Annotated in this window: 18 protein-coding genes; 4 read left to right on the top strand and 14 right to left on the bottom strand. The window is 64.7% G+C overall.

Annotation, left to right across the window (positions count from 1 at the left end):
• On the top strand, positions 1 to 796 hold a 796-nt coding region (locus tag M9921_08950; GenBank protein MCO5296972.1), incomplete at its 5' end, for an ArdC-like ssDNA-binding domain-containing protein.
• A 45-nt stretch (positions 797 to 841) separates the two neighbouring features.
• Here M9921_08950 and M9921_08945 read toward each other — a convergent pair.
• The 5 genes from M9921_08945 to M9921_08925 form a co-directional block, all read right to left on the bottom strand.
• Positions 842 to 1,213, bottom strand: a complete 372-nt coding sequence (locus tag M9921_08945; protein ID MCO5296971.1) for a hypothetical protein — start codon at positions 1,211 to 1,213, stop codon at positions 842 to 844.
• A 1,244-nt stretch (positions 1,214 to 2,457) separates the two neighbouring features.
• Entirely contained in the window at positions 2,458 to 2,796 is a 339-nt protein-coding gene (locus M9921_08940; protein MCO5296970.1) for a hypothetical protein, read from the bottom strand.
• Between the two features lie 423 nt (positions 2,797 to 3,219).
• Positions 3,220 to 4,449 (bottom strand): ABC transporter permease, encoded by a 1,230-nt coding sequence (locus M9921_08935; protein ID MCO5296969.1) that lies wholly within the window; start codon positions 4,447 to 4,449, stop codon positions 3,220 to 3,222.
• Positions 4,446 to 6,182: a biotin/lipoyl-binding protein gene (locus M9921_08930; protein ID MCO5296968.1), complete on the bottom strand. Its 1,737-nt coding sequence runs from the start codon at positions 6,180 to 6,182 to the stop codon at positions 4,446 to 4,448. The genes M9921_08935 and M9921_08930 overlap by 4 nt, the downstream gene beginning before the upstream one ends.
• Before the next feature lie 113 nt (positions 6,183 to 6,295).
• The gene (locus M9921_08925; GenBank protein ID MCO5296967.1) at positions 6,296 to 7,342 is read right to left on the bottom strand and encodes a peptidase C39 family protein; all 1,047 of its coding nucleotides are present in this window, start codon (positions 7,340 to 7,342) and stop codon (positions 6,296 to 6,298) included.
• A gap of 176 nt (positions 7,343 to 7,518) precedes the next feature.
• Between M9921_08925 and rpsD the strand changes: the two genes are divergently transcribed.
• From rpsD to M9921_08910, 3 genes are all read left to right on the top strand, one after another.
• Positions 7,519 to 8,130: a 30S ribosomal protein S4 gene (rpsD, locus tag M9921_08920; GenBank protein ID MCO5296966.1), complete on the top strand. Its 612-nt coding sequence runs from the start codon at positions 7,519 to 7,521 to the stop codon at positions 8,128 to 8,130.
• A 93-nt stretch (positions 8,131 to 8,223) separates the two neighbouring features.
• Positions 8,224 to 8,424: a hypothetical protein gene (locus M9921_08915; protein MCO5296965.1), complete on the top strand. Its 201-nt coding sequence runs from the start codon at positions 8,224 to 8,226 to the stop codon at positions 8,422 to 8,424.
• 104 nt (positions 8,425 to 8,528) lie between these two features.
• Positions 8,529 to 9,758, top strand: a complete 1,230-nt coding sequence (locus tag M9921_08910) for an NAD(P)/FAD-dependent oxidoreductase (protein ID MCO5296964.1) — start codon at positions 8,529 to 8,531, stop codon at positions 9,756 to 9,758.
• Here M9921_08910 and trpA read toward each other — a convergent pair.
• The 9 genes from trpA to M9921_08865 form a co-directional block, all read right to left on the bottom strand.
• Positions 9,755 to 10,573, bottom strand: coding sequence for a tryptophan synthase subunit alpha (trpA, locus tag M9921_08905; GenBank protein MCO5296963.1), 819 nt, complete (start codon positions 10,571 to 10,573; stop codon positions 9,755 to 9,757). The two genes, M9921_08910 and trpA, sit on opposite strands and share 4 nt — an antisense overlap.
• 15 nt (positions 10,574 to 10,588) lie before the next feature.
• Positions 10,589 to 11,365 (bottom strand): hypothetical protein, encoded by a 777-nt coding sequence (locus M9921_08900; GenBank protein ID MCO5296962.1) that lies wholly within the window; start codon positions 11,363 to 11,365, stop codon positions 10,589 to 10,591.
• Positions 11,366 to 11,401: 36 nt separating this feature from the next.
• The gene (locus M9921_08895; GenBank protein ID MCO5296961.1) at positions 11,402 to 14,920 is read right to left on the bottom strand and encodes a DNA polymerase III subunit alpha; all 3,519 of its coding nucleotides are present in this window, start codon (positions 14,918 to 14,920) and stop codon (positions 11,402 to 11,404) included.
• Positions 14,921 to 15,179: 259 nt separating this feature from the next.
• Positions 15,180 to 15,779 (bottom strand): hypothetical protein, encoded by a 600-nt coding sequence (locus tag M9921_08890; protein MCO5296960.1) that lies wholly within the window; start codon positions 15,777 to 15,779, stop codon positions 15,180 to 15,182.
• Between the two features lie 14 nt (positions 15,780 to 15,793).
• Positions 15,794 to 16,915, bottom strand: coding sequence for a 3-deoxy-7-phosphoheptulonate synthase (locus M9921_08885; protein ID MCO5296959.1), 1,122 nt, complete (start codon positions 16,913 to 16,915; stop codon positions 15,794 to 15,796).
• Positions 16,916 to 17,092: 177 nt separating this feature from the next.
• Complete coding sequence (locus tag M9921_08880) at positions 17,093 to 17,950, bottom strand: phytanoyl-CoA dioxygenase family protein (protein MCO5296958.1); 858 nt, start codon at positions 17,948 to 17,950, stop codon at positions 17,093 to 17,095.
• Positions 17,951 to 18,013: 63 nt separating this feature from the next.
• On the bottom strand, positions 18,014 to 21,034 hold the full coding sequence (locus tag M9921_08875) for an efflux RND transporter permease subunit (protein MCO5296957.1): 3,021 nt from the start codon (positions 21,032 to 21,034) through the stop codon (positions 18,014 to 18,016).
• Positions 21,031 to 22,518, bottom strand: a complete 1,488-nt coding sequence (locus tag M9921_08870; GenBank protein MCO5296956.1) for an efflux RND transporter periplasmic adaptor subunit — start codon at positions 22,516 to 22,518, stop codon at positions 21,031 to 21,033. Before M9921_08870 ends, M9921_08875 begins: the two co-directional genes overlap by 4 nt.
• Positions 22,515 to 23,705 (bottom strand): TolC family protein, encoded by a 1,191-nt coding sequence (locus tag M9921_08865; GenBank protein ID MCO5296955.1) that lies wholly within the window; start codon positions 23,703 to 23,705, stop codon positions 22,515 to 22,517. Before M9921_08865 ends, M9921_08870 begins: the two co-directional genes overlap by 4 nt.
• Positions 23,706 to 23,863: the final 158 nt, after the last annotated feature.

Below are 23,863 nucleotides of genomic sequence, written 5' to 3'. Positions count from 1 at the left end.
GGAGAAACCAATGCTCAAAGAGCAAATCAAGACCGTGGCCGATCGGGCCTTGGTTCAACTCGCTGCCGATCTTGAGGCTGGCAACTCGGCCACCCTCAACCGCTACCTCAAGGCGATGGGCAGATTCCATCGCTACTCACTCCACAACACCCTTCTCATCGTCTCCCAACGACCAGATGCCACCCACGTTGCCGGCTTTGGAACCTGGAAGCAGCTTGGTCGGTGGGTGAAGAAGGGTGAGAAAGGAATCTCGATCCTCATTCCAGTCAAGTATCGAAGACGGGATCAGGAGCCTCTGGTCGAGGAACCTGAAGAGTGCTCCATCGGGTTCATAGGAGGCTTTGTCTTCGACATCTCCCAGACTGAAGGTGAGGACCTCCCAGAGTTTGCAACAGTTGAAGGAGATCCCATGTGGGCTCTCGATCAGCTCAAACTCTTTGCCATTGACTCCATGATCAAGGTGGAGTTGGTTCCCAATCTCAACGGTGCCAAAGGCGTCTCCAAGGGGAGTCACATCCAGATCCTCGACAGTCTCTCCTCAGCCGAGGAGTTCGGGGTGCTGGTCCATGAGATTGCTCACGAACTGCTCCACCGTGGTGACAGGAAGCCAGACATCAGAACGAGAGAGTTGGAGGCTGAGGCCGTCTCATTCGTGGTCTGCAATGCTGTAGGGCTTGAGACCAATACAGCCTGTGCTGATTACATCCGGCTCTACAATGGCGATGCCCAGGCGCTACATGACTCGATGGCTCAGATCCATCAAGCCTCAGCTGAGATCCTGGATTATCTGCTCTGACCGGCAGCATAGGGGGGTGGCTGGAGAAATGGGACCAGCCACTCCCTAGCGTTTGGATAACCGCACAACAAGCGAATCCAATGTCTCAGCAAGAACCCGTGTCGGAACACCCACCTTCTTGGCATCCACTTCAAGGTCGCGCAAGAGCAGGCGGAGCGACTGGATTGGGGCTAGGAGATTTTGGGCTGTCTGCATCCGGATCAGGACTTCTTCTTTTGGTAGAACCCACGAATGATCGAATACAATCCATTGAGAGTTGGCAACTTCGAGAAGATCCACCCACTCCGCCACACACTGTATCGCCGCTACAGTTGCTGGGATCGCCTGCGCCAACCAAACCTCTCCTCCCAACTCCAGACGACCATACTCCGGGGAGTCGATGCTAACCGGAGGGTTCACCCGCTTCAGTTGAAGCAAGATTCCATCTAGAGCCTTGATTTCCGATGTTCGGACTCGAGTGTAGGAATGGGGGCTTCGTTTCCCTTGGACAGGGTCGGTTGCCAGCCGGCTTACGTCCAACCGCAAAGCGGTGGCATCAACTCCCATGGCCCGAAGGTCTCTGTCAAATGCTGTGGCGAGTAGCACCAGAGCATGGAGGGCCTCAGCCTTCCCCACCGTTTGGTCCGGGTTGAGCATCACATTCCGATATGAAGCATGTACAGCAACAGCGAACTGCACCCGAGTACCTGGGCGCATACGCATTGGCTGCCAACCCCTAAGCATGCCCGAGTTCAGCATTTGACGGATTGCCTGGTATGAACCGTGGTTTTCAGGAGTGTCAGGAAATGCCTGTGCTGAGCCCAGACACACCGTCCCAATCGCGATCAAGGCCCCGGTGGTCCTCAAGAGGCTCCTCATAGTGAGAGCATAGCATGACCGCTGCGAAACACCCTAAGCTGAGTGCTCTTTCATTCTGCACGGAGGGCCATGCTTCACCATTCGATCAGATAATCTCCTCTGGCGCCTCAAAGAGATGCTTGCTGAACCCAAATCACCCCTCTTTCCCTTCCTGTTTTCCAGAAATGTGTATCTGTATAGAGAAGTGAGTTGGCTTTTGGTAATCCGCTCCAGGTCATCCCCAACTCATCCCTAGACGTAGAAGATTGGTTGAATGAAGGCTAAACCAATCATCAAAAGGAAGCCATAGAGAATCCACGCTGGCACAGCGTCTTGATGGCGTCCAAAGATGATTAGGATTATGAGCCCGATGGCTTCAAGCGTCCAGTACACAGGCATGACACGCTCATCTGCATACTTGAAGGCAGTGTAGGCGCCGGGACTGTGCATGTGGACTGGATCCGCACAAAGTAGCCATCGAACCCAGCACGCGATCAGGCCCAGGACAGGACCAAGCCAGAACCACTGTGGCTCTCGAGTTCTCACAAACACATCATACGCTGAGTTCCTCCTCTCTCAGACTGGAGAAGCCAACAGCCATTTCCATCCGCTTCAGCCCTGCCCCAGCCTTCAATCCCCCAGATCCCTCCCAAGCCAGTTTCAACACAGCCATGGCCGCCTGAATGAGCCCTTCGGGCAATATTCACCTTCGCTACGCTCAGGCACGGCTATGGCTCGCTGAAACGGCTCGGTGCCCTCCAAGGGGATTGAAGGGCTCCTGGGGCAGAACTTTCGCTGAGAACCGATAAGCATCGGAGTCAGTTCTAGAGAAACTCGATGAGAGAGTCTCGGCGGCGGGCAATGCCCTCTTGGATCTCCTTCCAACTCCCCTCATCAACGCTCTGGTCCCACCAGGGGATAAGGTGGTGAGGTTTGTCAGGTCCTGGGAACCGCCCCATACCGACGATGAGGCTCGTCAGCAGATCGAGGTAGTCCCTCGCGTGGTCCGACAAGTGACCATCCACCCCAGACTCGCGGGCAAGTGAAGCCAAGTTGTGAGTGCGAAAGCCCTTCTGTTTGGATCTGGCAACTCTCTCATCGACAGGCGTTGCAGCCAGAATCAAACACTTCAGCCAGCACTCAACGGCCATCGCAAAGAGCATTCCTGCGACCCTTTGGGTGCGCCTGATGTTCGACTCTGTCGTAAGTGACCTCACCCATTCGGTCCCAAGATATCCCACACAACTACCATCGTCCCTTACTTCGATGGTCCGTGTTGCCAGTGCGGACTCGTACAGAGCTGAGCCAGCATCTTGCCACTGGCGAAGGTCCGTATTGAGCCTGTCAAGGTCATTTTCGTCCCACGCGTATGTGTGTCGCTCAATCGCCAACTCGCCACGCTCCAAGGTCGAGAATACTGGTCCCTATCGACAAACTCAACAAACGGTTCGGCACTTTCCAACAACAAACGGGTGGCACCGTTTCGTCTGTTTGAATGTAGGTCGCTCTGATCGAGAGGAAGAAAGTAGCACACGGTTCATACCCGTGGTGTCGGCGGTTCAAGTCCGCCCTCCGCTACCAGATCTCTACTCGTGGCGAAGAGCCACGATCGGGTCCAGTTTGGCGGCGCTGACCGCGGGGTAGAGCCCGAACACCATCCCGATCACCGCGGAGAACGCGGCGCTGAGAATGCCCGCCGTGATGGGGAACGGCGTGGCCAACCCGCCCGGGTTGGGAAACTCGAGCTGGGCCGTCAGAATCGTCACGACCAGACCCAAGCCCCACGCGATGCCCATACCGATCAATCCCCCCACGAGACTCAGCGTGCCGGCCTCGACCAGAAACTGCATCAGCACGGCGTTGCGCTTCGCGCCCACGGCCTTGCGCAACCCGATCTCGCGCGTGCGCTCGGTGACCGACACCAACATGATGTTCATGATGCCGATGCCGCCCACCAGCAGCGAGAGCGCCGCGATCGCGGCCAGCAACGTTCCCGCCGCGCCGATCACCCCGCCAAACACCTTCAGAATCGACTCCCGAGAGTCCAGCCGGTACACGGGCTTGTTGCCCGAACGGACCATCAAGGCTTCCCAGACGTCCTGCATCGCATCGTCCACCTTGATGCCCGCCTTGGGGCGCATGGTGATGAACGAGATGTTGTCCCCTCCGATCCACTTGTCCTGAGCCATCGTGATCGGTACGAGCATCTGCTTGGCGGTCGTCTGGCCCATGATGTCCATCCGCTCGAGCACGCCGATGACCTCGAGCGCGATCCCGTCGGAGAGGATCATCTTGCCCCGCCACTGCTTGTCGGGAAAGAGCCGGTCTCGAATCTCCTCGCCGATCACCGCGACGTTCGCGCGGTCCTCCACGTCGGCCTTCGTCAAGTGGCGCCCCTCGACCACGTTCATCCGGTTGAGCTCCGCGAAGTTCTCGTCCGTCGCGTAGATCGTGACGTCCGAGATTTCGCGGTCTTCGTAGCGCAGCTTCTTGCCGCCCACCTGCTGGATTCCCGACATCACGTCGATCGCGGCGACGCGATCTTGGATGAACTTCATGTCCTCGCTCTTCAATCCCTCGAGGAATCCCACGCTTTGCCCGCGCCGCATCCGACCCGGATCGTAAAACAAAATGATCGTGTCGGCCCCGAGCTTCTTGAACTCGGTGTCAAGGTAGTGCTGGAAGCCGTTCGAGACCATGACGATGATCGTCACGCTCATCACGCCGATGATCACGCCGAGCATCGTCAGGAACGCCCGCAGCTTGTGCAGCCGAAGCATTCCGAGCGCGATCAGGAACGACTGTCCGAGGTTCACGAGCCGGAGCCCTCTTCCTTCTTCTGCTCGTCCGAACCGCCGCTGTCGCCGTCGTCGGCTCCCATCTGCATCATGCCCTTGCGCTCGGGTCCCGTGTATTTGGGCCGGGCCACCACGTCCCCTTCCTTGAGACCGGACAGGATCTCGATGCGCGACCCCGTGCTCAACCCAACCTGCACGTACTCGCGACGCGGCTTGGCATCCTTCTTCTGCTCCTCCGCCTTCGAGAGCGGGAACTCGACGAAGCGCCCCTTGCTGTCCGTACCGACAAACTCCACCGGCAGTTGCAGCACTCCCTTCCGCGCTTCGGGAATGATCGTGCACTTGGCCGACATGCCCGAACGGATTTCGGGCGAAGTGCTGGAGAGCCAGATCTCCACCTCGTACTTCACCACGGTCTCGGCGCCGCCCTGGGCCGCGGTCCCCGCATTCTTCGAGGCCGGAGCGATCTTGTGCACCGTCCCTTCCAGCGGCAGCTTGGGTAGGGCGTCGATGTCGACCTTGGCGGGCATACCCAACGCGAGACGGGCGGTGTCGATTTCGTTCACGTCGAGCTTGACCATCATCTGGCCGCGATCCTCGATGCGCACGATCGGACTGCCGGCGCTGAACCCGCTGATGCTGGCGACCAGCTCGCCCTCCTGCACCATCTTCTTGGTCACGACTCCGCTGATCGGGGCGCGGATCTCGGTCTCACCGAGCTGCCGCTGGCTCTCGCCGACCACGCTCTGGAGCTGCCGTACCGTGGCCATCTGCTGCTGGCGCGATTTCTTGAGCGCGTCGACGTCCATCAGGGCCGCCTCGGCCTTCTTCATCGAGGCCACGGCGGTCTCGTACTCCTTCCGCTTGACCATGTCCTGGATCCGGTTCGCCTTGGCGCGCTCGAGATCGGTTTGCGTCTGCCTCACGCGCTCGTCGGCCTGCTGCAGCTCGATCTTCTGCTGCGTTTCCAGACGCCCGAGACGGTCCTTCGCCCGCGCCACGCGCGACTGCGCCTGATCGAGTGCCAACCTCGCCACCTCCACCGCCCGCTGCGCCACGAACCCCTGCTTCAGAAGCTCCTGCTGGCGCGCCAATTCGGTTTGGGCGTTCTGAAGGGCCGAAGTCGCTTCGCTCAGCTCGGTCTCGGCGTTGGTGCGGTCCAGCGGCTGCGTGGTCTTCAGCAACTGTTCGCGCGCTTGGATCGCCGTGTTGACCGCAGTCTGCGCGGATTGGATCGCCTGGCTGGTCAACGTCGGCTGAATGCCCAGCTCGGCCTCCAACTGCGCGACGCGGGCCTTGGCCTGCTTCAAATCCTCGGCCGCCGTCACGCGGCGCTGCGCGATGTCGATCGCCGCCCGCTCGACGGCGCTTTGGGCCCCTGACAGCGACGCGGAGTCGCGCTCGACTTGCAGCTTCGTCTCCTTGGGGTCGATCACCGCGATCAACTGACCCTTCTCGACGCGGTCGCCCTCATCGACCAACAACTGCGAGAGACGGCCGGACACGCGGCTCTTGACCTCGACGGCCTTCACCGCGTCGATGGTGCCGGTCTCGACGACCCGCACCTCCAAGTCCCCGCGCGTCACCTTGGCGGTCTTGTCCAGAGTGTCCTTCGATTCGGCCCGAGCCGCCATCATCTTCTGGAACGCGACCCCGCCGAATCCGCAGACGACGAGCATCAGGACACCGACGATCCATAAAACCCTGTTCTTCATCCCCGCAGGCAGTATCCCCGCTTCGAACGCGCGCACGCTAGGATATCGGGACTATTGGTTTCGGGCAGGGCGCATTTCAAGGGGGCACGCAGATAGCGCCAAGGCTCACGCGGAGGCGCCGAGACGCTGAGGGGGGGCCGCGCGAAGACTTAAGGGACCCAGTGGCCGAAGGGGTCGTCGGGAGGCACCATGTAACGGGGGTAGATGAGGTACACCGTGCGACCCGACGAGGCCCACGCGGCGTCGAAATGCGCGCGCTGGTAGGTCTGGCGCACCTCGGTTCCCTTCCCGGGGTCGTTGAACACCGGATCGCCCTGTTCGGTGAACCCGACGAGCACCACGAGGTGCCCGTCGTTGGATCCCTTCTTCCCCTTGCCCCGCAGCAAGTCGTAGCTCACCGAGGTCGCCACGGGGAACCCCGCCGCGGTCCACGCCTCCAGTTCGGCGATGTCCGTGAGGCGCGCCACGTACGCCCGCATGCCCGGCTGCGAACCGGCGAACGCCGTGTTGAAGGGCCAGTTGCCCGTCCCCGGCCATTTGGGATCGAACACCCCCGCCTGCACCTCCGGCACATCCCGGTCGAGCATCGGCCTGTCCAGCACTTCCGCCCAGTGCGCGAGGATCATGGAAACCGCCGTCGGGCTGCACAGCACGTTTCCTCCCGGGTAGCTCATCTGAGACCGTCGCGGCGCTTCGATGACCTTCCCCCAGGCTTCTTTGAAGGGCTCCAAGGGCGGAGGCGACGCCCGTCGATCGGCGAAGCAGAGCGTCAGGAGATCGATCTTCGGCTGGGCGCGCGGCGGCTCGGCGCGAAGGGTGATGCGCACGTCCACGTCCCGCCCGGGCTGGCGCAGCTTCAGCGTGTCGGTGTCCACGTCCCCGTCGGCGTCCTTCTGACCCTTGACGCTCTCGCGCGGCTCCGCACGATCCGCCGACCATCGCGCCATCGTGTAGAACTTCGACTCGAAGCCCTCGCCGCGAGCCCGAACCTCGACGACCAGCCCCGTCCGCGCCCGATCCTCGGCGTTCCACGAGACGACGAGTTCGTTCCAATCGAATCCCGGCCCGACCCCTTTGGATTCCAAGACCCGCTCGCCCGCACGTTCTGAAACGACGTGAAAGCCGGCGAGATCGTGAACCGCGACGAGGGAAACCCCCCGATGCGCGTCTGCCAGGGCAAGGGCGGCGATGAGCATGAAAGCTATTATCGTTGATCGTTTGTCGTTTGTCGTTTATCGTTCGGACCTCTCCCCGACAAACGACAAACGATAGACGACACACGCCCCTCGCGGTATAATCCACTCTTGCGACCGGAGGTCCGTGCCATTTTCCGCGGCCGGCGACGGGTTTTCGGTTCCAAAACGATCGATCTATGGCGAACTACACGGGAAGAAAGACAGATATCTGCCGCATCGTCGGCTTCAACATCTGGGGCAAACCCAAGTGCCCCAGCTCCAAACGGCCGTATCCGCCGGGCCAGCACGGCCCGAACATGCGCGACCAGCGCCGTCAGTCGGAGTACGGGGAGCAGCTTCAGGCGAAGCAGGTGATCCGCCGCTACTACCACATGATGGAGAAGCAGTTCCACAACACGTTCAAGAAGGCCGCGCGCATGCACGGCAACAACAGCTTGAACTTCCTGCGGCTTCTTGAGCTGCGGCTGCAGACCGCGGTGTGGCGCCTCGGCTACGCGCGCTCGATCTTCCAGGCGCGGCAGATGGTCACCCACCAGCACATCCTCGTGAACGGCAAGCTCGTGAACGTGCCCAGCTACCAGCTCAAGGTCGGCGACGTGATCAGCGTCCGCGACCGCGAGGCCAGCCGCGGCATGGCCCGCATGAACCACTACGAAGGCGCCCCGGTCCCGGCGTACATGGACGCCGACGTGGTGAACTTCAGCGGCAAGATCATCGCCCTGCCGGAGCGCGAAGACTTCCCCAACTTCTTCCAAGAGCAACAGGTCATCGAGTTCTACGCCCGCTAAGTCGGGCTTCTCGGAAATCGAAGGGGCGAGGGTGGAAGCTCTCGCCCTTTTTTTTGCAACCCGAGGCTCACCTGCCTCGTGCCCTCCGTAGCCGTGGACCACGATGCATTGCGCCAATTGACCCCCGAGGAGCGCGAGCGGCTTGACGCCGCGGAGAACGAGGCGCTTCAAATGCTCTCGCGGCAGATGCGCGAGGGGCGATGGTATCCGCGCCGACACATGCGGGTCGCGCTGGTGGCGCTGGTGGTCCTCGCGGGGCTCATCCTCTTGGTGGTCTCGGTGTTCCAGCGGTAGGTTTGCAATCCAACGCCGGCTTCCTAACCGGCGGATTTGGACTTCGTGCGACAAAGGTCGCCCAGGACAAAACACGAGGGCCCCGACCGCCGTAGAATGTCCCAATGAGCTCCCACACCACGAAGTACCTCCTCATCGGCGGCGGGGTCGCCAGCGTTTCCGCGGCGCAGACGATCCGCGACCACGACAAGGAAGGCTCGATCCTCCTCGTGTGCGGGGAGAACCACCCCCCGTACGACCGGCCGCCCGTCTCCAAGTCGGCTTTGGCCAAGGACACGTTCGCCGACGACGACGCCTACAGCAAGTTCGACAACTTCTATCCCGACAACCACATCGACCTCCTGGTGGGGGTCCGCGCGACGCGGCTCGACCCCGCCGCGCGAACTGCGACGCTGGAGAACGGCGACACCGTGACCTACGAGAAGGCGCTCCTCGCCACCGGCGCAAAACCCCACGGGTCGGATCTGCCCGGCGCGGAACTCCCCGGCGTCTTCTACCTCCGCACCCTGGACGACGCGCGCAACCTGCGCGAGGTGTTTCCCAGGCATCCGGACGTCGTGGTCGTCGGCGCGGGCTACCTCGGCATCGAGGTGGCAGCCGCCTGCATTGGGCGCGGGCTCAAGACCACCATCGTGTCTGCAGGCGGACACCCCTGGCACCTCTTCGCCAGCGAAACCACCGGATCGTTCATCAAGACGCGCTTCGAGCGCGAGGGCGCGCGTTTTGTGCTCGGACACCACGTGATCGGCGTGGCCGGGACGTCCCGCGCCGAGGCGGTGGTCACGGACGCGGGCACGACGTCCGCACAGTGCGTCGTGATCTGCACCGGTGCCGAACTCAACACGGAGTTGGCGAGCGCCGCGGGGCTGAAGGTGGCGACCGACGGCGGCATCGTCGTGGACTCCAAGCTCCAAACCAGCGATCCACACGTCTGGGCCGCCGGCGACGTGGCCCACTTCGACGACGTGGTGCTCGGCAAGCAGTGGCATGCCGAACACCACCTCCACGCGCGATGGCAGGGCCGAGCGGCCGGAGCCAACATGGCGGGCGCCGACACTCCCTACGACCAGGTCCCCTACTTCTTCTCCGACTTCCTCGACCTGCACATGATTCTGCGGGGCGATTCGGAGCTGGTGGGCGAATCCACGTTCTACGGCTCGGTGAAGGACGGCGAGTTCGTCGAGCTGTACTTCGAGGGCGACGGGACGATCCGCAAGGGCATCGCCATCAGCCACGACGAGCCGAAGCTCGACCCCATCTCCGAGACACTGGAAAGGCTGATCCGCGAGCGAAAGGACGTCCGCGAGGTCCGAGCCAAGGAGTTTGGGTTCTAATCTGGGAGTGCAACACCTCGGGTGGCGGCCTTCAGGGCGGCGACGGCGGAGCGCACCTTCTCCCGGCCCGCGCCGCCCTGCCAGTGCTGCGCGAGGAGGTCGACCAGCCAACTGCCCACCACGGCCCCGTCCGCGTCCGCACATACGGCCCGCACGTGCTCGGGAGTGCTGATCCCGAACCCGACGCACACCGGCGTCTCCGTGTGGGCGCGCACCCTCCGCACCAAACTCCCCACGTCGGCCGGCACCTGGTTCCCCGCCCCGGTGACGCCGGTGCGCGAGACCGCGTAGACGAAACCCGTCGCCATCGAACACGCCCTCTCCAAGCGCGCCTCCGTGCTCGTCGGGGCGACGAGGAAGATCGTGTCGAGGCCGTGGGCGAGACTCGCGTCCCGCCAGGGCTGGGCCTCCTCCGGCGTCAGATCGCTGATGATCGTGCCCGAAACACCGGCGGCCGCGGCCGCTGAGGCAAAGGCGTCCAAACCGCGCCGAAGGACCGGGTTGTAGTAGCCCATCAACACCCGCGGCACGTCCATCTGGACCGCGCCAAGCGCCTCCAGGACCTTCGACGGCGTGGCGCCGCGGTCCAACGCCCGCTGGCTGCTCGCCTGGATGGTCGGCCCATCCGCAATCGGGTCGCTGAAGGGCATGCCGACCTCGATCACGTCCGCTCCCGCCTCGGCCAACGTCTCGAGGATCGCGGGCAGCTCCTCCAGGGGCGGATCGCCGGCGGTGACGAACAAGACCAACGCCTTCTCACCCTTCGCACGCAACCGCGCGAAGCGCTCGGCCAATGGGGAGTTGGAATCGCTCATGAAGCTCCGCTCAGCCTACTTGAAAGTGAAGGGAGCTCCCTTGAGATCGTTCCACGCCTTCTTCTGCTCCGCGGTGAGGAGCGCGTTGAGCCGCGACTCGGTCTCCTTGGCGAGGGCCTCGACCTTCGGGGCCATCGCCTTCTCCGCCGCGGCGAGCTTCTTCTGCGCGTCCTGGCGCCACGCATCCGCCTCCGCTTGGGACTTGGGCTGCTTGCCCTCGTACTCCTTCAGGGCGCCGCGCATCGTCTCCTCGCGCAGTTTCTGGACCTTCTGAAACTCCGATTGGAACGTCGAACGAAACTTCTCGAGCTGTTTGTCGTTCAGCCCGACTTGTTTCGCAACGTCGGCCTGGCCGATCGCCACGATCCCGGCGCGCTGCAGGGTCAGCTCGCGCAATCGGTGAATCTGGGCGGCGCTTAGCTCGGAGAACACGCCGTCCTTCAGGTCCTTGAAGATCTTCGCCATTTCGGGCGACTGCATCGCCTTGGCCGGATCGATCTTCTCCTTCTCCACCTTCGCCCGATACGCGTCGAGCGCCTTCTTGTGGGCATCCGCGTGTTTGTTCATCCGGGCGCGCGTCGCCTCGTCGATCTTCAGCTCTTCCTGGACGGACTTCACCTGAAGCAGCGCCACGTCGGCGATGGCCACGTCGAAGGCTGCCGGAGCGGCGTTTGTCCCGGGGGCGGCGGGCGTCGACGGGGCGGCCGAGACCGCGGCGCCGGTGGCCGGACCTTTGGCGGTAGGGGCGCCTCCGTGCAGACCGAGGGCGAGATAGATCAGGAGCAAGTGCATGGTGAACCTATTGGAGTGTCGGCAGATGCGGGACGCCTATTCATACTCCGCCGCCGAACCATCTGGCGCAACGAGCTCCAACTCGCACTCGGTCACCACGTTCTTGATCGAGGCGAGCAAGTCGCTCGTCGGGGCGACGGTGTAATCGAGCAGCAAGGGGTGGAACGTGGAGCGCGGGAGAATCTGCACCTCGACCTCGTACATGCCCGGATGCTTGCACAACAACCCTTTGAGGCCCTGAAGCTGCCTCGGCGTCGCCTTCTCGATGCGGATCACCAGGCGCTTCGCGTCCATCGCACCCCCCATCTGCAGGTCCAGCACGGGCTCGATCGGCTCGACGTCCTCCATCCGGATCTCGATGCTCTTCTCACCGCTGCTGCCCGCGCGCTCGCGGTGCATCACAGCCCCGCGCATCCGCACGACCGAGTCCTTCACGATCGCCTCGCGGAAGCGCTCGTACACGGCGGGAAAGACGATGACCTGCGCTTGGCCGGAGAAATCCTCGAGGGTCATCGTCGCCATCTTCTTGCCGGACTGCTTGGTCGTGATCGTCCGCAAAGCGGCGATGACCCCCGCCAGCCGAACACTCGTCCCCTCCTCCAACTCTTCGACCGAACCGCACGTGTGCGTCGAACTCTGTTGGATGCGCCGCTCCATGCCTCGAAGGGGGTGATCGGACACGTAGATGCCCATCAACTCCTTCTCCATGGCCAAAAGCTCGGAGCGCGAGAACGTCTCGGTCTCGGGAAGATCCGGGAACGAAGGCGCGGCGGTGTCTCCGTCCTCCTCGAAAATGCTCTTCTGACCGCCCTCGCGATCCCGCCCTCGGCGCTCGGCGTACACCATCGCCGCATCCACGTGTTCGGCCAGCTTGCGGCGGTTGCGATCGATCGAGTCCAGCGCCCCCGCCCGCACCAAAGCATCCAGTGCGGCGCGATTCAGCCCCGCCTGCTTGAGGCGGTCTGCGACGTCGAACAGGTGGCGGAACGGCCCGTTCTCCTCGCGATCTGCGATCGCGGCCTGCACCAAGCCCTCGCCCACCCCTTTGATCGCCGCGAGCCCGAAACGGATGCCGGGCTGGGGGGCCTTGGCCCCGCGCTTGGGCGGCTCGCCCCGTAGGGACTCCGGGTGCTCGATGCAGAAGTCCACTTCCGACAGGCTGATGTCCGGAGGCAGCACCGAGATCTTCTGCCGCCGACACTCCTCGATGAAGTTCGTGACACGGTCCTCCTTCGAACGGTAAACGGCGAGGAGCGCCGCCATGTACTCCACGGGGTAGTTGGCCTTGAGGTACGCGGTCTGGTACGCGATCATCGCATAGCACACGGCATGCGCCTTGTTGAACGCGTAGCCGGCAAACGGGAGCAGCATCTCCCAAACCTGTTGTGCGGCTTCCGCGGCCACTCCGTTCGCGTCCGCGCCCGACATGAACTCGACGTGCATCGAGTCCATCGCCTTCTTGTCCTTCTTCCCCATCGCCCGGCGCAGGATGTCCGCTTTGCCGAGGGAGAACCCGGCTAGCGCTTGTACGAGCTTGAGCACCTGGTCCTGGTAGACGATGACGCCGTACGTCTCCTCGAGGATCGGGCGCATCCGCTCGTCGAGGTATTCGGGGGTCGCCCGCCCGAACTTGTAGTCGATGAACCGCGGAATGTGTTCCATCGGACCGGGCCGGTAGAGCGCGACCATGGCCGCCAGCTCCCGGACGCTCTGCGGCTTCAGTTGCTGAACGTAGCGGGTCATGCCGCCCGACTCGAGCTGGAACACGCCGACCGTGTCTCCGCGCGCCAGCAGTTCGTAGGTGGGCTCGTCGTCCAGCGGCAGGGCGCCCACGTCCAGTTCGATGCCCCGTGCCTTCTGGATGTTGTCCACCGCCTTGGCGAGCACGGTGAGGTTCGACAGACCCAAGAAATCCATCTTGAGCAGCCCGATCTTCTCGAGGATGCCCATCTCGTAGGCGGTGATGGCCTGGCCGTCGTTGCCGCGGTAGAGCGGGACGTGCTCCATCAGCGGCTCCTTGCTGATCACGATGCCCGCCGCGTGCACGCCGCAGTGCCGCGCCATCCCCTCGACCGACTTCGCGATCTCGACGAGCGAGGCGACCTTCGGCTCCGTGTTCACGAGCTGGCGGAAATCCGCGGACTCCTTGAGCGCCCTCGCCAGGCTCATCCCAGGCAGGTTCGGCACGGTCTTGCAGATCCGGTCGGTCTCCTGGGGCGTGTAACCCTGCACGCGGCCGCAATCCTTGATCGCCGCCTTCGCGCCCAGCGTCCCGAAGGTCACGATCTGCGCCACGCGGTCGTTCCCGTAGCGCTCGGTGACCCACTTGATCACCTCGTCGCGGCGCGCGTCCTCGAAGTCCATGTCGATGTCGGGCATCGACACGCGCTCCGGGTTGAGGAAGCGCTCGAACGTGAGGTCGTACTCCAGCGGGTCGATATCGGTAATCCCCAGGCAGTACGAGACCAGCGAGCCCGCGGCCGAACCCCGCACGCCGAAGTGGATGCCGCTCTCGCGGGTGAAATCGGCGAACTCGCGCACAAGCAAAAAGTAGGACTCGAAGCCCGTCTTCTCGATGACGCCCAGCTCGTACTCGAGCCTCTCCAGGGCACGCTCGTCGGCACCCTTCACGCGCTTGGCAAGTTGCTCGGTCGCGACCTTGCGCAAGTACGAGCGGGGCGTTTCGCCTTCGGGGAGTTCGGGATCGGGCATGTTCGCCCGCTGGCTGCCCAGCTCGACCTCGCACATCTCGGCGATGAGCGCCGTGTTCTCAAGCGCCTCGGGCACGTCCGGGAACAGCGCAGCCATCTCCTCTTCGGACTTGAGATAGAACTCGTCCGTCTCGAAGCGCATGCGCTTGTTGTCTTCGACGAGCGAGCCGGTTTGGATGCAGAGCAGCACGTCGTGCGGCTTCGAATCGGTCTTGCACAGGTAGTGCGCGTCGTTGGTGGCGATCGTCGGCAGGTTCAGCTCGCGCGCGATGCGAAGGAGGGGCTCGCGAATCATCGCCTGCTCCTTGAGCCGGTGGTCCTGCAGCTCGATGAAGTAATTGCCCTCGCCGAAGATCTCGGCGTACATCCCGGCCAGATACTGGGCCTTGTCGTAGGAGCCCTTCAGCAGCTCCTGGCAGATTTCGCTTCCCAAGCACGTGCTCGTGCCGATCAGACCCTCGCTGTGCTTGCGAAGAAGCTCGTGGTCGATGCGGGGCTTGTAGTAGTAGCCCTCGAGCGCGGCGATCGAGGAGAGCTTGCAAAGGTTGCGGTACCCCTCGAGGTTCTTGGCAAGCAGGAGGAGGTGGTACGTCTCGTTCTCTTCCCGGCCGTTGCGCTTTCCCAGACCATTGGGCGCCACATACGCCTCGACCCCGAGGATGGGTTTGATCCCCTGCTTCTTGCACTCGAGATAGAACTCCATCACCCCGAACATCACGCCGTGGTCGCTGATGGAGAGCGCCTGCATCCCCAACTCCTTGGCGCGTTTGACCATCGACGGAATGCGGTTGGCGCCGTCGAGGAGGCTGTATTCGGTGTGGTTGTGGAGGTGGACGAAGGACACTTGTCGTTAATCGTTTGTCGTTTGTCGTTGGTCGTTTGGGAGTGCGCGGATTCATCCGCGCTTTCAGTGGTTTGTGGTTTGTGGTTGGTCGTTGGGGCGGCCGTCCGGGCCCCTCGCCCCTCCGGGGGAGAGGGGTTGGGGTGAGGGGATCAGGAGCCCCTGCGACCGCCAAGTCCGCTCTCATTCTGACGGATCAGCGGCAGCGGAAGGCTCTTGATAACTTGGGGAATCGGCTCCTAAGCGGAGGCTCGAGGCCCCTTCACGGTGTGAGCATTTCGGCGATCTTCCTGGCGCGCCCCGCCTCAACCTCGTTCCCGTCCTGCTCATAGAGGCGCGCCGCCTCCTCGAGGAGCTCCAAGGGGTGTGGCTGAGTTTCGATCGCCATCGACACGAGGCAGCAGGCCTTCCCGCTGAGCGAACCGCACGCTTCGAAGCACCGAAGGGCATCCTCGACCGCGACGCCGTCAACTCCGTTCGCCCTTGTCATGCGAAACAGGGTCCAGCCCTCCTCCTCGAGGTCGCCGATCTGGCGCGCGAGGGTCAGCGATTCGGCTAACAGAGCCTCACAGTCGATACCGGTCACAAAGGGCACCGCGGCGATACGCAGCGCGCGGCACAGGGCCTTCGGCGCATCGATCTCTCGAAGCACCCGTACCGCTTCGGAACCGATCTGGGCCGACCGAACCATCGCCCCTTGACCGTCCGGCGATCCCACGTGCTTGACCACGTGGGCGAGACGCGAAAGGGTCTGCCCCAGCTCAAGCTCATCTCCGGGTTGCTGGTAGTCAGCCACCATGCGGATCAGCTCGTCCCGCCCCTCTTCCGTGACCGGGACGTCCCAAGGTTTGCGCTCGTCCACTCTTCTCCCCTCCGCTACGAACGGCCTTCCACCACCAATCGGCGCCTCCGCACAGCGGCCGCCATGCCTTCGAGCAGGGGGACCGTCTCCTCCCAGCCGAGGCACGCGTCCGTGATGCTCTTGCCGTACTCCAGCTCCTGCCCCGGCTCGAGGTCCTGACGACCAGCTTTCAAATGCGATTCAAGCATCACGCCGAAGATGCGCTCGTCGCCCTCGGCCACCTGGCGCGCGACTTCTGCGCCGACCGCCGTTTGGTTGCGGTACTCCTTGCCGCTGTTGCCATGCGAGAGATCGATCATCAGGCGCTGCGCCAACGCCCCGGCCGCCAACGCCTTGCACGCGGAGTCGACGCTCTCGGCGCCGTAGTTGGGTTGGCGACCTCCGCGCAGGATGATGTGGCAATCCTCGTTGCCCTTGGTCGAAACGATGGCCGAGTGGCCGCCCTTGGTCACCGATAGGAAGTGGTGCGGCGACTGCGCGGCCTTGATCGCGTCCACGGCGATGCGGACGTTCCCATCCGTCCCGTTCTTAAAACCCACGGGGCACGAAAGGCCCGAAGAAAGCTCCCGATGCACCTGACTCTCCGTCGTCCGGGCGCCGATCGCACCCCAACTGATCAGATCCGCGTAGTACTGCGGCGAGATCATATCGAGGTACTCGGTGCCGCATGGGATCCCCAACTCGTTCAGCTCCCACAAGAGCTTGCGGGCAACCCTCAAGCCCTTGTTGATCTGGAAGCTCCCATCGAGGTTGGGGTCGTTGATGAGACCCTTCCAGCCCACCGTCGTGCGCGGCTTCTCGAAGTAGACGCGCATCACGACGATCAGCTCCGATTCGAATTCTCCGCGAATCCGCGCCAACCGCTCCCCGTACTCCCGCGCCGCGCGGACATCGTGGATGGAGCACGGCCCGACGATCACGAGCATGCGGTCGTCCGCGCCGTGCAACACGCGATGAACAGCCTCGCGCGTCCCAAACGTGAGCGACTCCGAACTCGGCGTGGTCGGAAACTCGCGCAGGAGATGCGCGGGCGGCGTCAACTCCTTGACCTCGCGGATGCGGACGTCGTCGACGCGAATGGCCGACGACGGGTCGTCCTTCGGAGAGGCGGGGCGCCCTTGCGGGGAGTTCGGCATCGCAGGGTGATTCTAGCCTAGCGTCGCTTGTCGTTGGCCGTTTGTCGTTTGTCGCCAGAACCCCCTCGCCCCTCCCCCTTCCGAGGGGGAGGCAGTGAGCGTAGCGAACTGGGTGGGGGCTCCCGGGGGTCTCGGGGAGAGGGGGCAGAGGGTGAGGGGCCGGCGTCGTTTGTCTTCCTAGGATCCAAGCAGTGGGAAGAACTGGCCGTCCACCTTCTCCCCCTTCCGAATGCGAGGCACCCCCTGCAGCAGGGGTTCGTCGGTGTAGGAGCACACGCCGTCTCGCATCGCGTTGATCACCATTGCCCGGCGCGGGCGATCGGTGCGGTTCTCGTACGAGCCGTGCACGAGCAGCGGGTGGTGGAACGCGGCTTCCCCGGCCCTCAGCTCGGCGTACACGGGGTGGAACGCGGCCTTCTGCTCCTCGCTCAGCACTGTCTGGATCGCGTCCATGTCCCCCGCGAGACCCGTGACGGGAAGCAGCTCCCACTCGTGGCTCCTCGGGATGTACGCCAGGCACCCGTTGTCGCGCGTGGCGTCGTCCAGTCCGATCCAGCACGTGAGGTGCGCCATCGGCTTCGTGCGCGTCCAGTAGGAGTAATCCTGGTGCCACGCAACCACCCCGCCGTGCCGTACGGGCTTGCAGAAGAGCTGGTCGTGCCAGAACCGCACGCGGCCGCCCAGCAGTTGGGCCGCGGGCACGGCGAAGCGCGGGTTCCAGAGCGCGTCGTGGAAGCCGGGCTGGATCCGCCACGCCCCCAGCGCGTGGAACAGCACCGTGTCGGGGTTGGTGGACTCGTTGGAGTGGTACTCGTGCCACAGCTCTTCGCCTTCGTGCCCGGAGACCATCAGCGGGGCCAACTGCTCGCGAAGCGCTTCGACCTGCGCATCGGTCAGCACGCGCACCCCGGTCAGGTAGCCGTTCTCATGGAAGAACGCCACCTGCTCTTCGGACAGCCGGAACCCTTGGGGGTCCTCCGCATGCGCATCGGCGAAAAGGTCGGAGACGGGTTGGTGGAGGGTGGAAAGGTCCATGGTTTGAGGTGTGTGGTTTGGGTCGACCCACTTTGCGATCATTGCGTTCCTTGCGTGAAAATTCTAACGCCCCCGGGGCAACGACGCGAAGAGCGCGGGGCCGATGACCAGCGTGAGCACGGTGCTGAACGCGAGGCCGCCGATCACCGCGATGGCGAGAGGCTGCTGCATCTCCGCGCCAGCCCCGATCCCAAGCGCCAGGGGCACGAGCCCCAGGATGGCGGTGAGCGTTGTCATCAAGATGGGGCGTAGACGGTGCTCGCCCGCCTCCACGACCGCCTGGCCAACGGGCATGCCTCCGTCGATCGCCCGCTGGGCTCGGTCGAGCAGCAAGATGCCGTTCTTCACAACGATCCCCGCGAGCATGATCACTCCCATGAACGAGGAAACGTTGAGCGGCGTGTGCGTGAGCCCAAGCGCGAGGACCGCGCCGAACAGCGAGAGCGGCATCAGCACCAGGATGACGCCTGGAGGGCCAAAGCTCTTGAACTGGAAAAGCATCACCAGATAGACGAGCAGGATGGCCGCACCCAGAACCACCGCGAGGTTGCGAAACGACTCTTGCTGGCTCTGGAACTGGCCCGCGAGCACCGCGGTGACACCGGGCGGCAGGCTCATCTGGGACAGCGAGTGCCTCACTTCCCGAACCGCGGTTCCGAGGTCGATCCCCTCCATGCGCGCGGTGACCCCCACCAGACGGCGTTGGTCTTCCCGGGCGTCTTGCGTCGTTCCGGAAATGATGCGCGCGGTTCCCAAACGGCTCAACGGCACGCGCCCCTTGGGAGTCACGATCAGCAGCCGTTCGATCGCCGCCAAACTGGACCGCGACCGCATCGGCAAGCGCACACGGACTGGAACCAAACGGTCCCCCATGCGCACGTTCGTCGCCACGGTCCCCAGCATCGCGGCCTCGGCCTGCCCGGCGATGGACTCGGCGATCATGCCCAGGCGCCCCACCGCCGCGGGGTCGAGGTCGAACACGATCTCGGGGCCTGATTCGGTCAAACCCGGATTGATGTCGACGATCCCGGGCTCCTGCCCGAGACGGTCCGCGAGCTTCACCGCGGCTCCTTCAACGGCGGCCTTGTCCTCGCCGAACAGCTTCACCTCGATCGGCTCCGGGTTGCCCGCCAGATCGCCGATGAGGTCCTGCAGCACCTGGATGAACTCCACCTCCATCCCGGGAAGGTCCTCTTCCACTCGGGCCCGGATGTCCGCGATCACGTCCTCGATATGCCGGCGCGAGCCCTGCTTGAGCATCACCGCGTAGTCGCCCGTGTTGGGCTCGGTGATCATGAACCCCAGCTCCGTTCCTGTCCGCCGCGAGAACGTTTGGATCTCCGGCGTGTCCAGCAAAATCGCGTCAATCTTCTTGAGCAGGCGATCGCTCTCCTCGAGCGCGGTGCCAGGGGGCGTCCAGTAGTCCAGGACGAACGAGCCTTCGTCCATCGCCGGCATGAAGCCCGTCTCCAGTCGCGAGCCGATCCACCACGTACCCAGGGCCGTCGCCAGGATCACCGGCGCCACCACCCACTTGCGCGCCAACGTCCAGTTCAGCAAGGCCCCGTAATGGTGCTGCAGCCGGCCCAAACCCGACTCGCGCTCCGGACCCGCGCGCTTGAGAAACGCCGCGCAGAGGCTCGGGCTCACGCAGAGCGCCAAGATCAGCGAGACCATCAACGCGAGGCTCAACGTGACGGCCAGGGCCGAGAAGAACGCGCCTTCGACGCCCTTCAGGAACGCGAGCGGCAAGAAGACCACCACCGTGGTCAGTGTCGAGGACACCATCGGGGCCGCGATCTGCGTCGACGCGGCGCGCACCGCCTCGGCGACGGTCGAGGTCACCGCGAAGTGGCGCACCACGCTCTCCACCACCACGATCGCATCGTCGATCACCAAACCCACTCCCACCGCCAATGCGCCGAGCGTCATCAGGTTCAGGGTCATCCCGGCCAGCCGCATCAGCAGGAACGTGATGAGCAGCGTTGCGGGAATGATCGCCGCCGTGACCACGGTCGCGCGCAGGTCCCGTAGGAACAGCATCAGGACGAACACCGAAAGCACGGCGCCGATCAGCACCGCGTCGCGCACGCTGCCCACCGCCTCCTTGACGAGGATCGACTGGTCGTAGAACGTCCCGACCACGGCGTCGGGTGGAAGCTCGGACTTCAACGCGGCCAGCTCTTGGTGCACGGCGTCCACCATCGCCACGCTGTTCGCGGTGGGTTGTCGGATGATGTTGATCAGCACCGACTCGGACCCGTTGGCCGACACGATCGTCGTGCGATCCTCGACCGCCATCGCCACGTCGGCCAGTTCCCGCACGTGAAGGGGCTTGCCTCCCCTCTCGGCGACCACCATTTCGCCGATCTCGGCGGCGTTGGTGGCCTCGCCGGTGACGGTGACCTGGTACTGCTTGAACTCGCGATCGAGGCGCCCGACGGCATGCAGCCCGTTCTGGGCGTCGATCGCGTCGACGACTTCGGAGAGGCTCAGCCCGGCCGCGGCCAGGGCCTCCGGGCGCACGGACACCTCGATCTCGGGCATGCGGCCGCCCTGCACCACGACGCGCGCCACGCCTTCGGCCCTTGCGAGCCTGGGTTTGATCGTGTACGTCGCGAGGTTCCAAAGGCTGGCTTGGGAGAGCGAGGGCGAGCTGATCGTGAGCCCAAGCACGGGAAACACCGTCGGGTTCATGCGCTCCACTTCGGTGCGCGTTTCCGGGGGAAGGTCGGGGCGTGCTTCGTTGACCTTCGCGTTCATCAACTGCTCGGCCACGATCACATCCGTGCCGGGGGCGAAATCCACGGAGATCTCGGTCGAGCCGCGCTGCGTCTTCGAACGGATGCGGCGCACGTCCGGGATCGTCGTCATCGCCTCCTCGAGCGGGCGGGTGATCGACGCCTGCATCGAGGGGGTCGGGCGCTCTCCCGCCTCGGCGATCGCCACGACGCGGGGGAAGCTCACCTCGGGCAAGATCGAGACTGGAAACGTCGTGTAGCTCGCGATCCCCGCCGCACACAGCACCACCGTCGTGAAGACGATGGGCTTCACGTGCCGGACCGCCCAAGCGGCCAGCGTCACGAGCCTGTGCCCTCGGCCGGCGGCTGGGCCACCACCTTCGCCCCGTCGGCCAGTTCGTGTTGGCCGATCAGGACCAAGACGTCCCCTGCGACCAGCCCCTTCTTGATCTCCACCCAACCGTCATCCTCGGGGCCGACCTCGACCTCCAGGCGGTGGGCGACTCCGTTCTCGACACGGAAGACCACGGGAGCAGACTCCTGGGTCAGCACCGACTCGCGCGGCACGCGCACGACATCGGAGTGAACGGCCACCACGATACGCGCCGAGGCAAACGCGCCCGCCGACTCTCCGGCTGCGCCGCACCGCACCCGCACGGGGATCATCCCGGACTCGGCATCAGGCTGCCCCACCGAGGCCACCGTGCCAGCTAGGCCCGGCTTGCCTGGAAAGAGGACGCGCATGCCGATCGAGAGGCGGGCCGCCTCTTCCGGTGTCGCCGAGGCGACGAAGTCCGTTCGGGCGCCCGGCGCCGCGATCTCGAAGACGGGCGTGCCGGGTTCGGCCTGGTCGCCCGAAGCGAGGAACCGGCGGCTCACCCGGCCCGCAAACGGAGCGCGAACCTCCCCGAGCTGCTGGGTGGCCCGTGCCGCCGAGGCTCCGGCCTGCTTCTCCGTCGCGCCGAAGCGCGCGGCCGCGGCCTCTCGGGCCAGAGCCTTCGCGGACAGCGCGCCCGCCTCGGCTTCGCGGACGGCCGCCTGCGCCTGCTCCACACGTTTGGAGCCCACCGTCCGGGCCGCCTCCAACCGGGCTTCCGCCGCCTGGATATCCTCCCTCCTCGCCCCTGCGCGAAGCAGATCAAGCTGCTGCTGCGCTTGCTTGTACGCGGATTCGGCGGTCAGGTAAGCGGCCTGGGACGCCTCGGCCTGCTGCTTCGACACATAACCTTCCCCGATCAGTTGCTGGTCCCGATCGGCCTCGGCCTTGGCCCGATCGCGCTGGACCTTGGCTTGAAGCACCGCCTGTTCGGCTTGCGCGATCTCCTGCGGCCGGGCGCCGGAGCGCAGCTTCTCCAACTCGAGCGCCGCCTGCCTCACATCGGCGTCGCGTTCGGCGACCGCGGCGGCGAGCGCGAGTCGGGCCGTGTCCAGCGCAGCTTGCTGCTGGACTCGAGACGCCTCGAGCGTCAATGCGGAAGAGGTGGCCTGCTCCTTGGCGGCCGAGGCGGCTCCTTCGGCGCTGCGCGCCTCCTGCGCTTGGACGTTCGTATCCACCTGCGCCAGCAGTTGCCCCGCCCGAACGGAATCGCCTTCGCGTACGAGCACCTTCACCAATCGGCCCGCAACGGTCGGGGCCAACATGGCCACGGACCCCTCGGTGGGCGCAAACCTGCCGTCAAGCGACACGGTCTCCCGCACGACCCCCTGCTCGGCGGTCGCAAAGGCCACTTCCACGGGGGGCGCCTCCGTGGCGGCCTCCTCTGGGGGTTTCCCACACCCAAAGCTGCCCAGCAGCGCCAATCCACCGACCATCCACCCCAACTTCATGCCTTCGGTTCCTCCACCAAATGCCCCCGTGCGTCGAGGAGCCCCTCGATCGCAAGATCTTCCCGGTACCGGGCATCCACGAGCGACTCGAGCACTTCGCCAAGGGCGCGCCGCGCATCGAGAACGTCCACGAGCGTTCCAACGCCCAGTTCGTAGCCGCGCTGCTCTCTTGCGAGCATCTCCCTCGCCGTCGCCACGATCTGTTCGTAGGAGGCCACGGACGCGTGCGCGGCGGCCACCTCCAGCTCGGCCGCACGGAGCTCCCCGAGCGCACCTGCGCGACGGTCTTCAAGCTCCGCCAGCGAGGCCGCCTCACCGGAACGCGCGGCCTGCCGCCGCGCCCGAGACGCTCCGTGGTCCCACAGAGGCATCGTGAGCTGGAGACGAACTCCGTAGGTCTCATCGGTGGACCAGGGGTTTCGACGCGCCTGGATCTCGAAGTCGGGCGCCAACTCGAGGCCTGCGGCACGGGCTTCCGCTTGGGCGCCCTGCAGCCGTGCGGCCAACACGGCCAGGTCCGGGCGCTCGGCGAGAGGTTCCCCCGAGGGCTCGGGCAGGGCGACGAGGCCTGCGGTCCGTGCGGTCGGAACCTCCTTCTCCTCGATCCCGGTCGCCGCCGCAAACCTCGCTCTTGCGGCAAGGAGGGCCGCATCGCGATCCGTCACGACCTGCTGCGCGCGAAGGAGCTCGAGCGCGGCTCGGGCCTCCTGCGACTCCGGCAGCGAACCGGCCTCGATGCGTCGCCGTGTGGCGGCGGCGAGGGCTCGGGCGACCTCCAGTTGCTCCCTGGCCGCCGAGGCGAGCCCCTGGGCCGATGCCAGGTTCGCATATGCGACCAGAGCCTCGTGCTGGACGTCGAGAAGCTGCTGCCGGTAGTCCGCGCGCGCCTCGACGAAAGCGGCCTCCGCAGCCGCACGCGACGCTCCGACTTTGCCAAAGGCGTCGATCGGCTGGAACACCGCCAGATCTTCCCCGCCTCCGACGTCCGGCCGAGTGCCGTCGCCCGCCTCGATGCGCGTCGCCGGGTACGCCCCGGCCGACACCCGAAGACGGCGTGCTTCACTGAGGCGGTGGCCCGCCGCTCGGACCAGCGCCCGGTGCTCCATCGCCAGACGGACCGCCATCTGTGGCGTCCAGAGCGGTGCGTCCTGCGCCAGACCCGTGCCCGCCCAAACCGCGGCAACCAAGACTAGAAGGGATCGTCGTATCACGTGGTTGAACCAAACCTCATTCCCGCTTCGGGGCCGCTGAGAATCGTCTCAGCAACCTTCCCTCCTCCCCTGTCCACCTGAGCGACTTCCAAGCTCACAGGCGTCGGCCCGGTGGTTGAATGACTCGGGTGCGA

It is taken from the genome of Fimbriimonadaceae bacterium (genome assembly GCA_023957775.1).
Classification (GTDB): domain Bacteria; phylum Armatimonadota; class Fimbriimonadia; order Fimbriimonadales; family Fimbriimonadaceae; genus JAMLGR01.
This window is presented reverse-complemented; position numbering and strand designations above follow the sequence as displayed.